The 13,954-nt window shown below is 33.3% G+C and carries 14 protein-coding genes; 13 read left to right on the forward strand and 1 reads right to left on the reverse strand.

From position 1 onward, the window contains the following. Positions 1–2: 2 nt before the first annotated feature. A complete protein-coding gene (locus FNIIJ_RS00490) occupies positions 3–386 on the reverse strand; it encodes a hypothetical protein (protein WP_038436103.1) in 384 nt (127 codons plus the stop codon). Between the two features lie 774 nt (positions 387–1,160). On the opposite strand from FNIIJ_RS00490, the gene efp reads away from it, so the two are divergent. The 13 genes from efp (at position 1,161) to dnaE (ending at position 13,946) form a co-directional block, all read left to right on the forward strand. Further along, positions 1,161–1,721, forward strand: a complete 561-nt coding sequence (gene efp / locus FNIIJ_RS00495; protein ID WP_038436104.1) for an elongation factor P — start codon at positions 1,161–1,163, stop codon at positions 1,719–1,721. 36 nt (positions 1,722–1,757) lie between these two features. Then, positions 1,758–2,648, forward strand: coding sequence for a succinate--CoA ligase subunit alpha (gene sucD, locus FNIIJ_RS00500; protein WP_038436105.1), 891 nt, complete (start codon positions 1,758–1,760; stop codon positions 2,646–2,648). Between the two features lie 20 nt (positions 2,649–2,668). Next, entirely contained in the window at positions 2,669–3,301 is a 633-nt protein-coding gene (locus tag FNIIJ_RS00505) for a peroxiredoxin (RefSeq protein ID WP_038436106.1), read from the forward strand. Between the two features lie 15 nt (positions 3,302–3,316). Further along, complete coding sequence (gene mtaB / locus FNIIJ_RS00510; protein ID WP_394332476.1) at positions 3,317–4,618, forward strand: tRNA (N(6)-L-threonylcarbamoyladenosine(37)-C(2))-methylthiotransferase MtaB; 1,302 nt, start codon at positions 3,317–3,319, stop codon at positions 4,616–4,618. A gap of 97 nt (positions 4,619–4,715) precedes the next feature. Continuing rightward, entirely contained in the window at positions 4,716–5,693 is a 978-nt protein-coding gene (gene pfkA / locus FNIIJ_RS00515; RefSeq protein WP_038436108.1) for a 6-phosphofructokinase, read from the forward strand. Positions 5,694–6,100: 407 nt separating this feature from the next. Further along, complete coding sequence (holA, locus tag FNIIJ_RS00520; RefSeq protein WP_051673236.1) at positions 6,101–7,156, forward strand: DNA polymerase III subunit delta; 1,056 nt, start codon at positions 6,101–6,103, stop codon at positions 7,154–7,156. Continuing rightward, a complete protein-coding gene (locus FNIIJ_RS01850) occupies positions 7,134–7,265 on the forward strand; it encodes a hypothetical protein (protein WP_316929437.1) in 132 nt (43 codons plus the stop codon). The genes holA and FNIIJ_RS01850 overlap by 23 nt, the downstream gene beginning before the upstream one ends. Further along, entirely contained in the window at positions 7,265–7,822 is a 558-nt protein-coding gene (locus FNIIJ_RS00525) for an NAD(P)/FAD-dependent oxidoreductase (protein WP_051673237.1), read from the forward strand. Before FNIIJ_RS01850 ends, FNIIJ_RS00525 begins: the two co-directional genes overlap by 1 nt. Before the next feature lie 466 nt (positions 7,823–8,288). After that, entirely contained in the window at positions 8,289–8,510 is a 222-nt protein-coding gene (locus FNIIJ_RS01795; protein WP_038436109.1) for a hypothetical protein, read from the forward strand. Next, positions 8,507–8,881, forward strand: a complete 375-nt coding sequence (locus FNIIJ_RS01800) for a phosphate acyltransferase (RefSeq protein ID WP_233485142.1) — start codon at positions 8,507–8,509, stop codon at positions 8,879–8,881. The genes FNIIJ_RS01795 and FNIIJ_RS01800 overlap by 4 nt, the downstream gene beginning before the upstream one ends. Before the next feature lie 17 nt (positions 8,882–8,898). After that, positions 8,899–9,171, forward strand: coding sequence for a hypothetical protein (locus FNIIJ_RS00540; protein WP_038436111.1), 273 nt, complete (start codon positions 8,899–8,901; stop codon positions 9,169–9,171). Next, positions 9,137–9,691 carry a hypothetical protein gene (locus FNIIJ_RS00545; protein WP_158499131.1) on the forward strand — a complete coding sequence of 185 codons (555 nt, stop codon included), beginning with the start codon at positions 9,137–9,139 and terminating at the stop codon, positions 9,689–9,691. The genes FNIIJ_RS00540 and FNIIJ_RS00545 overlap by 35 nt, the downstream gene beginning before the upstream one ends. A 1-nt stretch (position 9,692) precedes the next feature. Further along, a complete protein-coding gene (dnaE, locus tag FNIIJ_RS00550) occupies positions 9,693–13,946 on the forward strand; it encodes a DNA polymerase III subunit alpha (protein ID WP_038436113.1) in 4,254 nt (1,417 codons plus the stop codon). Positions 13,947–13,954 lie beyond the last annotated feature (8 nt).

A 13,954-nucleotide genomic window follows, 5' to 3' on the forward strand; every position in this document is an offset into this window, starting at 1 on the left:
TTTTATAATGTTTGTATTTTTTCGACGAAAATTTTGTTCTTTTTATTTTCAATATAAAAAGCATAGATTTTATGAGTCTTAATATCTTTATATAAAATCTTATATATTGGAAATGGGTTTTTTCTTGTCATACTTCCTGAAAAGGAAATATTTCCATCTTTAAGCACTTTCTTTCTGATAAAAGAAATATCTGCATAAGTCTTTAATTCATTAGGTAATGAAAGGGAACAGCTATTATTTATAATAATTTCTTTTCTACCTAGAAAGTTTAATATTCGTTTATTGGGTGCAAATAAGAGTACACGATTACCAAAAAATCCCGTAATAAGCAATATACCCAAAATTCCCCCTAAAAGAAAGAAAAATAAACGTCTTGTAAAATTCATGGTTTAAAGCAACATCTAAAAAGGGTCATACATTTTAATATTAATTCGTGTATTCTTCTCTTGCCTCAGCAAATCTTTTTTATTTAATACGTTGTCTTAAACTAGTTTTTCCAGATCCTATATATACGTATTCGCTGCATGAGTAAATTCTTCCAATGAAATATACTTAAATGCTAGTTTAAGGTGAAAAATAATGCAAGAGGATAATGATTCAAATCTTAAACACCGTAATTGTACTTAACACAGGAAAGAAAGTTAATCTAAGTTTTAAACCTGCACAATCCAGGTTTTATATTTGTTCGTATCGATATTCCAGAAAAACCTAAAATACCTGCTTGTCTAAATCGAAGTCCTGAGCTTATTTAGATAATGTACTCATTGAAATAGATTATGGTCATCACTGCCTTTTCTGAAAGCGATTGAACAAGCAGGAATTATTCATCAAAAGGCTGAGAGAAAAAAAGTGGGATATCACAAAAACTGTATACGACATCAATGGTGTCACATAAGCCTCCATTTCGGTTCATAGATAAATCTTACAAATAAGTATATTGTAGTAATTAAAAATCTTCCCGCCTTCCACTTTTTTTACAGGTGTACTTAAAGTAGAAGCTATGGCTCAAGCAGTAGGGAGTCCTAAGTAAGAAAGAAGATCCACAAAATGGAATTACTTCAAGAAGGCGGAGAGACATGGTAAATAACAAATTGGTAATAGAGGCTTAAGCCCAAGTCATAAGGGTTAAAATGAATCAATAACGGATAAAATATATTTTTATGGCATCTACTTCAGATATTAGAAAAGGTCTGTGCATTCGTTTTAATAATAACGTGTGTAAGATCATAGATTTTCTTCATGTAAAACCAGGTAAAGGACCAGCTTTCGTCCGGACAAAACTTAGAAATTTGACTACCGGGAAAGTATTTGATCACACGTTTCCAGCAGGACATAAAATAGAAAAAGTATTCTTGGAATCACATAATTATCAGTTCCTTTACGAGGACAAAGATAGTTATCATTTTATGAATACACAATGTTATAATCAAGTGCAACTTCCTAAAAATTTCATTAGTAAAAAACAATTTTTAAAAGAAGGGATGGAAGTAACTATTACTTTCCAAAAATATGATGAAACTCCCTTGAGTATTGAAATCCCTCACGAAAGTATTCTAAAAGTCATTTATACTGAACCAGGACTTAAAGGTGACACTGTTACCAATGCGAGAAAACTGGCTACTTTGGAAACCGGAGCTGTTATACAAGTTCCATTGTTTATTAAAACAGGTGATAACGTCAAAATAAATATTGAAAATGGGGTCTATATAGAAAGAGTCTAATATTTTATAGTTTTAAAATAGGTATGTTATTTCACTATGAGTATACTCGTTAATAAAAATTCACGTGTTATTGTTCAGGGATTCACTGGTAAAGAAGGAACTTTTCATTCCCAGCAAATGATAAATTATGGTACATTGTTGGTTGGTGGAATTACTCCTGGAAAAGGTGGTAATAAACACTTAAACCTCCCTATTTTTGATACTGTTGAACAAGCAATTAAGGCTACTCGAGCGAATGTCAGTATCCTTTTTGTCCCTCCTGCATTTGCCGCTGACGCAATAATGGAAGCCGCATATGCTGAAATAGATCTTATCATCTGCATTACGGAGGGCATTCCTATCTCTGATATGCTTAAGGTTAAGCAATATCTTAAGCATAGAAATTCCCGTCTGATTGGACCTAATTGTCCTGGCGTTATTACTTCAGAAGAATCTAAAGTCGGGATTATGCCTGGTTTTGTTTTTAAAAGGGGGGGAGTAGGTATTGTTTCTAAATCCGGAACTCTAACTTATGAAGCTGCATATCAAATAGTAAAATCTGGATATGGGATTTCGACGGCTATAGGTATTGGAGGAGATCCCATTATTGGGACAAACATGCAAGAAGTGATTTCTCTTTTTATGGAAGATTCGGAAACCGATGCTATTGTAATGATAGGAGAAATTGGAGGACAAATTGAAACCCAAGCCGCTCAATGGGTGAAGGAATCCTTGAATAAAAAACCCATAATTGGTTTCATTGCCGGAAAAACAGCTCCAAAAGGTAGGACTATGGGGCATGCTGGGGCTATTGTAGGAGATAAAAACGAAACCGCTGAAATTAAGATTGATATTCTTAGAGATTGCGGAATCAATGTAGTGGAATCTCCAGCTGAAATAGGAGTAACCGTAGCAAAAGTTTTATCTTATAGAAGAAATAAAATATAAATTTGTTAAAAACATTATTTATGGCGTTATTAGTTGGAAAAAAGGCTCCTGATTTTAGAGTAAATGCCGTTGTTAACGGGAAAGAAATTGTTAGTGATTTCACACTAGAACAGTTCCAAGATAAAAAATATGTTCTTTTATTTTTTTATCCTAAAGATTTTACGTTTGTCTGTCCGACTGAATTACATGCTTTTCAGGAAAGATTAAAAGATTTCGAATCTAGAAATGTGCAACTCATCGCTATTTCTACAGATACCGAGCAATCTCATTGGGTCTGGCTACAACTTACAAAAAGTAAGGGAGGGATACAGGGTATTACTTATCCAATTGTAGCCGATACAAATAAAGATATTTCTTACAACTATGGGGTATTAGCTGGAGAGTTGTATGTAAAAAATATACATAGTGTGTATACTAATGAAGAACTGATTGCCTATAGAGGTCTTTTTCTTATAGATAAAAAAGGAATTATCCGTCATCAGCTAGTGAATGATCTCTTTTTAGGTAGAAATGTAGAAGAATCTCTTCGTGTTGTTGATGCTTTGCAATACTTTGAAAGATACGGCGAAGTGTGTCCAGCTAATTGGAAAAAAGGAAAAAAAGGAATAAAGGCAAATCATAACAGCATAGCTGAATATTTTACTAATAATTAATATGTGATCTCTGTGATGAGAGTCGCTTTTTATACAATGGGATGCAAATTAAATTTTGCTGAAACTTCCACTATTTCTAGAACTTTTTTAATTCAAGGATATTCTGTTGTAAAATTTGAAGAAAATGCTGATATCTATGTGATTAGTACTTGTTCGGTAACTAAAAAAGCGGAGAAAGAATTCAGACATATTGTTAGAATGGCTTTAAAAAGGAATCCAAAAGCCTTTATTATTGCCATAGGTTGCTCTGCTCAACTCAATCCTGAAGAACTCTCACGTATTGACGGTGTGGATTTAGTATTAGGAATAAATGAAAGATTCAAAATTACAGATTATCTGTCTGATATTTCTAAAAAAGAAAGAGGAGATATTCATTCCTGTTCAAACGGAACTCCGTATATGGGTTCCTATTCTATAGGAACTAGAACTCGAGCCTTTCTGAAGGTCCAAGATGGATGTGATTATAAATGTAGTTATTGCACTATTCCAATAGCACGAGGAAACTCTCGCTCAGATAGTTTGGAAAATGTTGTAAACAATGCAAAGGAAATCTCTCGTCATGGAGTGAAAGAAATTGTATTAACTGGAGTAAATATTGGAGATTATGGTAAGGGCGAATTTGGTAATCAAACGCACAAAAATACTTTTTTAGAACTCATTGAATCACTAGATGGAATAAAAGAGATTGATCGGTTTCGTGTTTCTTCTATAGAACCTAACTTACTTCGCAATGAAATTATAGAATTTATAGCTCAAAGTAGGAAATTCGTTCCACATTTTCATATTCCTTTACAATCAGGTAGTAATGATATTCTTCGAAAAATGCGAAGACGTTATCTTAGAGAGCTATATGCTGATAAGGTAGAAAAGATTAAGTTACTTCTCCCTCAAGCTTGTATAGGAACTGATGTAATCGTCGGATTTCCCAATGAAAGTGATAAACATTTCATAGAAAGTTTTCGCTTTTTAAGCGAAATAGATATATCATATCTTCATGTCTTTACTTATTCTGAAAGGAAGCGGACGGAGGCTATCCAAATGGATGGCATAGTTCCTAAAAATATTAGATATAAACGAAATAAAGTTCTTAAAGGTTTATCAGTTAAAAAACGGATCCAATTTTACGAAAGTCAAATAGGTACCGTACACTCCGTGCTTTTCGAAGATAAAAAAAAAGAAGGTTGTCTCTTCGGTTATACAGAAAATTATGTCAGAGTGAAAGCTCCATTAGGAGAAGCAATCCCCAATACTTTACAAAAAGTTCGTTTAAAGTCTATAGATAGAGACGGGATAATGTTAATGGAAAAAATTAGATAAAAATAAATATTCATCCTACCATTAAAATGATTAATTACTATATTAGTAGCAATGATGTAATTATACATTTTTATGGTAGAGTTACCTTAAAATTATAATGGGAGTAGAAAAGTTAGGGGTAATGACTTCAGGAGGTGATTCTCCTGGAATGAATGCTGCTATTCGCGCTGTGGTTCATACTGCTGCACAGTACGAAATACAATGTTTCGGTATTAGATTAGGATATAAAGGTCTCATTGAAGGAGATGTCCTAGAATTGGAAACTAAAGATGTTAGAAATATTCTCCACCGGGGAGGAACTTTTCTAAAGACAGCGAGATCTGATAAATTTAGAACTTTTGAGGGTAGGAAAAAAGCTTATGAAAACATTCAAAAATATAAAATGGAAGGTTTAATCATCATCGGTGGAGATGGGTCTTTTACTGGAGCTAAGGTATTCGGAAGCGAATATGATATTCCTATTATTGGGATACCTGGCACCATAGATAATGATATTTATGGAACGGATTTTACTGTCGGTTATGATACAGCTTTAAACACTGTGGTAAATGTAATCGACAAAATTGTCGATACAGCGACATCTCATAATCGTTTATTTTTTATAGAGGTTATGGGTCGTGATTCTGGGTTTATTGCCCTAAACAGCGGAATTGCTACTGGTGCACTTGATATTCTCATTCCTGAGAAAGATTATACTCTTGATAAGTTATTCTCCTCTGTAGAACGAGGAAGCAATCAAGGAAAATCATCTCGTATTATCGTAGTAGCAGAAGGGAAAAAGCTTGGAAGAGTATATGCTTTGGCCAAAGCTACACAAATAAAATTCCCCTATTACGATATTCGAGTTTCTATTCTTGGACACGTTCAACGTGGAGGAAATCCTAGTTGTTATGATCGTGTGTTAGCTAGTAGATTTGGCGTAGAAGCTGTGGAGGCTCTGTTACATGGTAAAAGAGAAGTTCTGATTGGGATTAGAAGCGGGAAAATTATTTTTACTACTTTTGAAGAGGCAATACAGAAACAAAAAGAAATCAATAAAGATATCATTAAAATATTAGATGTTATATCGGTTTAGTCTCATTCTAGATAAAGGAGATTAAACGTGTGACTTTGGTGGTTCTCTAAGGAATTGGTGTAAATCACAAAGAAATATTATTATTATCGGGGCTTATACATGAGAACTACGGTAGAAGACCACAATAGCGACGATAGCGAGAAAGGACTATCGTGTACTGAACTTAGTTAACTGGCGTGCCTACAGCAAATGGAGAAGTCCTACGTAACATATGATTGGAGATACCGCTTATTCCTACTATTAAGAAGGAGGTCTTAAAAAAAAGATGTTGTAGTCCGTTAGTAAGCATAGGTTAATCCATTCCCTGTTAGTAACGAGTATTTCTTCTCTCGAATAAGGGTCGTACCCACTCTTCTGGAGTATGTAGGGTTTATTTTAATGCTATCATACAGTAAAATTTATTCAAAATGGAACCCCATGAAAAAATTATAGAAGATTTCATAAATAAACGATATAAACCTATTTATTTTTTGATGGGTGAGGAATCATACTACATTGATTTAATTAGTCGGTTTATAGAAAAAAACATACTATCTAAAGAGGAAAAGTTTTTTAATAAAATTGTTCTGTACGGGACCGAAACAGATATAATTAGTGTTATCGAAAAGGCCATCAAATATCCAATAACAAGTAAATATATAGTAATTCTTTTAAAAGAGGCTCAAATGATGGAAAAAAGTATAGACAAATTAGGTGTTTATGTAGAGGCTCCTATAAGGAGTACGATATTGGTAATATGTTATAAAAACAAAGTACTAGATCATAATAAAAAATTATATAAACTGATACACAATCATGGTGGGTTAGTGTTCAATAGTAAAAAATATCGAGAATCCCAAATTCCCGATTGGATTTCTCGTCAAGTAAAGAGTCTGAATAGAAGCATTACTTCAAAAGCACAACAGCTTTTATATGAATCTGCTGGAACTTCTTTATCTACTATTGTTCAAGCACTGGAAAAAGTTGATTTAGCTGTACCGGAAGGTGCTGAAATTACTATATGGGATATTGAGCAGTATACTGGTATAAAAAAGAATTTCAATATTTTTTCGTGGCAAAGGGCAATAGCTGAGAAAAATTTTCATAAAACGCAAGAAATCTCTTTTTTTTTGGGGAAAAACTCCAAAGAATTCCCTCTCATATTTTTAATTAACGTGCTTTATCGATTTTTTGTAAATCTTGTAAAGTACCATCTAAGTATTCCTGAGACTAGAGAGAATCTCTCAAAGAGATTAAATGTTTTTCCATCTCTTATAAAAGATTATGAAAAAGCCGCACATCATTATTCTTTACAAGAAAATATAAAGATCTTTTCCTATCTCAGAGAAGCCGATAAACAATCCAAGGGGATTGATTATCCTCCTCTGTCAGAAAATAATATTTTGCCAGAACTTATTTGGAATATTTGTTTTATCCTAGAGTGTAATAAAATATATATGAATGTTAAAAGAATCTGTTCATAATTGTGTTATAATAGGTTCTGCAGGTTATTCCGCTGCTATCTATACAGCACGAGCTGGTCTTAACCCTTTAGTCAGGAAAAAATCCTGGAGGACAGCTAACCTGAATTAATGGAAAAGATGAAAAAACAAGCTGATGGGGCCATTGTAAAAAGGCAGACGATTGTAAAAGTTTCCCTAGCAAAGGAAAAAAATTGTATCAATCAACTATATACTGACAATAATGAAAAAGTACAGGCCAAAGCTATCATTATAGCCACAGGAGCTTTATCTAAAGATCTAGGTTTAGAAAGTGAAGAACGATTAAAAGGATACGGAGTTTCTTCGTGTGCTATTTGTGACGGTTTCTTGTATAAAGATAAAGTAGTAGCTGTCGTTGGAGGAGCCCTTGAAGAAACAATTTATCTTTCTAAGATATGTAAAATAGTATATTTATTGGTGCGAAGTGGTGCCTCAAAGGCTATGCAATGTCGTTTATGGAAAATATCGAATCTCAAAATTTATTTTTCTCATGAAATTAAGGAAATTTTAGGTGAGAGGTTTGTTGAAGGTGTGCGAATCATTAACAATCAAAAGGAATCTATTCTTTCCATAGATGGTATTTTTATAGCTATTGGTCAGATTCCTAATACAGCTATCTTTAGGGGGAATTTGGATAAAATGGGTTAGACTAAAAAAGGAAGTACACACACCAATCTCCCTAGTGTTTTTGCTGCTGGAGATGTCCAAGATGCGGTTTCCCGTCAACTTCATCTGGGACGGGGTGCAGCACTTGATTTAGAACGTTATCTTATGGAAAATCATTAATTAGTCATGAATCGTTCTGTATTTATATTTTCTACAGTGGCTTTTCTTTTCTTTTCTTTTACCGATAATAGAAAATAACAGTGTTATAGATGATTATACTACTACAGTAGTAGACTATTTTAAGTTAAAAATGCAGCATGAAGAAACTTTTGTTTTTACTAAAAGTGAAGCTGTGACATTATATAATACTGGTAAAAAAAACAGTCTTTTCGATCATCAAATCTAAAAAACTAGAAGAATTTTTTTATTTTATAGTGGTAGAAGGTTTCCTGGAAATGGAAAAAATATTGATCTGATAGAGTATAAAAATATAGAAGGAAATATTATTATGGTGGTGATTAATCAAACCTATATTTCTGCAGAAAAACTTGGTACGCTTGAAGAAAAAAAAATTATTAGTGAGGATGAACAACGTATTTCTTTTATTGATCCTTCTTCTTCCATTTATCACGAAGATTTTTCAAAAACTTTATTTAATCTTAGAAAAAATAAGGGTTTGCAATATGCTCACAAAAACTTATGTTGGATTTTTCTTATTTCGGAACTATGATGGTTTACAAAGGATTAGCTGACGGAATGGTCTCTGGAGCAGACTCTTCTCAAACTGGAGTAAACACAGTTTCTTCTATTTTTTTCATGCTTTTACATGATCGTGTCCCTGTAAAAACCCGAGCTCAGGATCTATTGATTGAAGGCCGACGCCTATTGTTGGAAAACAAAAGACCCAATTCTTCTGGAGCCGGAAAGGCTAATGTGCTTATTTTTCCTGATCTTAATACAGGAAATAATACTTATAAAGCAGTGCAAAGAGAAACTAAATCTTTAGCTACAAGGGAGCCTATAAATGAGGCGAAGACATTTATAATACTATTATTGTTACCTCTATACAAGCAACATATTTATGAAAATTCTGATTATTAATTCCTCTATATCAACTAATGGAGATGCCTGAAAATAAAGTCTTATCCAAAGGGCTCATAGAACGAATAGGTATAGAAGGAGGACATCTTCATCATAAATACTTTAAAAATGGTTCTTGGCTAGAATTAAAGAAAAATTTTAAAATAGACGATCACATTTCAGGTTTTGAACAAATAAATATTTTACTCTCTGATAGCCAAATAGGAGTTATTAAAATTCCTGATGAGATCTTCGCTATTGGTCATAGAGTGGTACATGGTGGTAATGACCAAAACTATAGAAATTTCTAAAAAAGTAATTCGTTCTGTTTTTCCTCCCTTACCGCCAATCTTCTGGGTTTCCCTCGAAAGAGTTTGCCTAAAAAATCCACGGGCAAAAATTATTACTCTTCATTTAGGAAATGGAGCGGTTATTAAGGAAGGCATTTCTACAGAAACCAGTATGGGTACCAATAGTGGACTTATTATGGGTACTCGTAGTGGAGATTTAGATACAACAATAATTTTTTACCTTTTAAGTAAGTCGTATAGCCCTGAATATCTATCCGATATATTGAATAAAAAAAGTGGAATGTTAGCCCTATCTGTAAACAGCGATCTGCGAGATAAAAAGGAGGATCCTAAAGCTAAATTAGCAGGAGAAAATGAGGCCTTTGTCCGAAGTATTATTTGTGATGAAATGGATTTTTTAGGTCTCATCCTAGATGAAAAGAAAAATACTATTAAAGCCTCTGGTATTAGAGAAATACAATCCAATAAAAGTAGGGTGACCGAAGAAGAAATTGGTTTTCTTCTTTATAATATGTGGTAACATGTATTTGATTTTTGATACTGAAACCAATGGTTTACCGGAAAATTATGATACCGAGAAGTCGCCGCGTATGGTTCAACTCGCTTGGCAATTGTATGATGAGACCTTTGAAAGGATTGAGGTAAAAAACTTTATTGTCAAATCTGAAGGATTTGATATTCCTTTTAATTCGGTTAAAATTCATGGTATTACTGCTGAAAGATCTCTAAGAGAAGGATATCCTTTACAGGATGTTCTTATTTGTTTTAAAAAAGCTCTGGAGAAAAGTCAATTTCTAATTGGTCATAATATTGCTTTTGATATCAACGTTGTCAGTTGCGAATTCTTTAGAAAGAATTATCCGAATTTGTTTTTGCAAAAAACTGTTTTAGATACTAAAGATGAATCTATAAATTATTGTGCTTTTAAGGGAAGAGGAAGAGGTAAAAAATTTAAATGGCCCACTCTGACTGAACTATATTATAAACTTTTTGGTACCAATTTTCCGCAAGCGCATAATGCTGCAGCTGATGTTGAGGCTACAGTGCATTGCTTTGTTGAATTATTACGTTTAGGTGTCATCTCAGTTGATAAATTAGGGATCGATCAATTTAGAGTAAAAAAATTCATACAAAAAGTTAAATCTCTGAAGATAAGTCCTATCGGTCAAAACGTCTGTACAGAATTCCGTCAACGGAAAGTTCATCCTGTAGAAAAACCTGCACAGATAAATAATTTGCGAGCCAAATTTGCGCAGATCCACAATCATACGACTTTTTCGATTTTATCAGCTACTACAGACGTATCATCTCTGGTCAAACGTGCATTTCAATGGGGAATGCCTGCGGTAGGAATTACTGATTACGGTAATCTTATGGGATCTTTTTCCTTTTTGAAAGAAATAGAGAAAGCCAATGCTCAAATTGATCAAAAATCGAAGACCCTTAAGGGAATTATAGGTTGTGAAATTTTTATGTCAGAAAATGATATTAAAAAAAAAATTACTAAAGATCATCCTGATATACGTTACAAACAAGTTTTTTTAGCAAAGAATAAAAATGGTTATCAGAACCTATCTAAACTTTGTTCTGAAGGTTACATAAATGGACAATATGCACCCCGAGTAGGTAAAGAACTGATTCTGCAATATAAGGAAGGTCTAATAACTTTTACAGGATATCTTGATTCTGAAATTCCATCCACAATCCTTAATCAGGGAGAAATCCAGGGAGAAGAAATTTTTAAATGGTGGCATAACACTTTTAAAGATGATTTTTATGTAGAACTTTTCCGTCACGGATTAGAGGAAGAAGATTATGTTAACGAAGTATTACTTAGATTTTCAGAAAAATATAATGTAAAATATATACCCCAAAATAATAGCTTTTATTTAGATAGGGAAGATGCTAATGCTCATGATATTCTGCTTTGTGTCCGAGATAGAGAAAAAAAGTCTACCCCAATAGGCTCAGGGAGAGGATATCGTTTTGGATTTAGGAACCAGGAGTTCTATTTTAAAAGTGCTTCTCAGATGATTGAGAATTTTTCAGATTTCCCTAAATCCTTTGATTATTTAGAGGAGTTAATAAATAAAATCAGTCATTATTCTCTAGAAAGAGAAGTTATATTACCTCATTTTGAAATTACTAAAGTTGCATATGAGGGGCAACGTGGAGAAAATGCCTATCTGAGTTATTTAGCTTATCAAGGGGCAGAAAAACGTTATGGAAAACTCAGTAAAAGATTGCGAGAACGCTTGGAATTTGAATTGAATACCATAGAGAGAACAAGATACCCTGGTTATTTTCTTATTGTTCAAGATATTGTGGCACAGGCTAAAAAAATGGGAATATCTGTTGGTCCAGGGAGAGGATCGGGAGCTGGGTCTTTGGTAGCTTACTGTATAGGTCTTACACAGATAGATCCTATCCGATACAATCTCCTTTTTGAGCGTTTTTTAAATCCTGATAGAATATCTATGCCAGATATAGATATAGATTTTGATGACCGTGGTCGTGACAGAATAATAGCATGGATAGTAAAAAAATATGGGCGAAAACAAGTTGCTAAAATTATTACCTATAGTAGGATGGGAGCTAAATCTGCTATACGAGATTCCGCCCGTGTTCTTGATCTTCCATTAGCAGAGGCAGATCGTTTAGCTAAAATGATGCCTAATCTTTCGTTGAAAGAACTTTTTTCGTCCACACAGATCCAAGAAAAAATTCATGTATTTGACCTCGAAAACGCATTAAAAATTAAACAAATTTCCCAAGAACAGAATCTTGAAGGAAAAGTTTTACGACAAGCAAGTGTTATTGAAGGATCTCTGAGAAATATCGGAGTCCATGCTTGCGGAATTATCATCACCCCATCCGACATTACTAATTATATCCCAGTAGCTATTTCCAAGGATTCAGATTTGCTTATTACACAATTTGATAATAATTGGGTCGAAAATGCTGGACTCCTAAAAATAGATATTTTAGGTCTCAAAACACTAACTATTATTAAAGATAGCATCAAATTAATCGAAACCCGTCATGGATTAATCCTCAATCCTAATCAATTCCCTTTAGATGATCCCAAAACTTCTAAACTTTTCCAACGAGGAGATACCGTAGCAGTATTCCAGTACGAGTCATATGGGATGAAAAGTTATATACGTAAACTCAACCCTGACAATTTCGATGACCTCATTGCAATTAATGCACTTTATCGACCAGGTCCATTACAATATATACCAAATTTTATTGCCCGGAAACATGGGAAGGAATCTATAACATATAGTTTCCCTGAAATGGAAGAATTCCTTAGCAGTACTTATGGGATTACTATTTATCAAGAACAAGTAATGTTGTTGGCTCAAAAGCTTGCAGGATTTGGTAAGGGAGAGGCTGATGTCTTACGTAAGGCTATGGGAAAAAAGCAAAAACCCGTACTTGATCAAATGAAAAGTAAGTTTATAGAAGGAGCTGTCCAGAAAGGATATACAAAAAAAATCTTAGAAAAAATTTGGACTGATTGGGAATCCTTTGCTTCCTATGCTTTTAATAAATCACATTCTACTTGTTATGCGAATCTTGCTTTTCAAACCGCTTATCTAAAAGCTCATTACCCGTCTGAATATATGGCAGCAGTATTGAGTAATAATATGCACAACCTCAAGGAAATTATTTTCCTGATGGAAGAATGTCGTCGTCTAGGAGTATTAGTACTTTGTCCCGATATTAATGAAAGCTATTATACTTTTTCGGTCAATGAAAAAGGAGCTATACGTTTTGGCATGGGAGCTATAAAAGGTATAAGGGAAGCTTCGATAGAAGCTATTCTACAGGAACGTGAAAAAAAAGGGATTTATCGTTCCATTTTTGATTTAGTAAAGAGAGTTGATTTCCGGATAGTGAATAAAAAGACTTTAGAGTCTTTAGTACTTTCAGGAGCTTTTGATAGCTTTAGCAATGTTCATCGTGCACAATATTTTGACAAAAAAAAAAATTGTTTCACTGCTCTTGAAAAAATTATCCGTTTTGGAGAAAAATATCAGAATAGCAAACAAAAAAACCAGTGTTCTCTTTTTCAAGAGGAACCCGTATTACCATATTGTACTCCCTGGCCAAATCTTATTAAACTCCTGAAGGAAAAAGAAGTCATTGGGATCTACATTAGTTCTCATCCATTATATGATTATCGTCAGGAAATTCTAGCTATAGAAGGTATTCCTCTTCAAGAATTCAATAGAAATGAATATAAATGGAGAGGTAAAGAAGTAAATCTCTATGGAATCATTCTTCGGTTCGAAAAAAAAATATCTGTAAAAAACAATAGTCGATATGGAGTATTTACTCTAGAAGATTATCAAGGAACGCGGGAGTTCAGAATATTTGGCGCATATTATACAAAGTATGCTTATTTACTTGTGCCAAATACTTTGATCCATCTTAAGATAATACTTAGTAACTTTAAAATACTTAGTAACTTTCAAAAGTTCCGTGTCAGCTTCTTGAACATTCAACTGCTTGACAATGTATTGAATTCGACAGATAAAGATCTTTATTTGAAGATCGATTTAGAAAGGTTAGATAATGAAATGATTAATAATATTGAACAGACGATTTCAAAGTATAAGGGTTCTAGAAAATTAAAGGTCATCCTGTTATATCATCAAGGTAAAAGATATATGGGTATGTTATCTAGGAGTTATGGAGTTAGTATAGAACGTGGATTAGTATCAGATTTAGAACAAATTCCCAACATTTCCTTAAATCTTTCTTAAGAAGATCC

This window comes from Candidatus Walczuchella monophlebidarum, assembly GCF_000709555.1.
Classification (GTDB): Bacteria; Bacteroidota; Bacteroidia; order Flavobacteriales; family Blattabacteriaceae; genus Walczuchella; species Walczuchella monophlebidarum.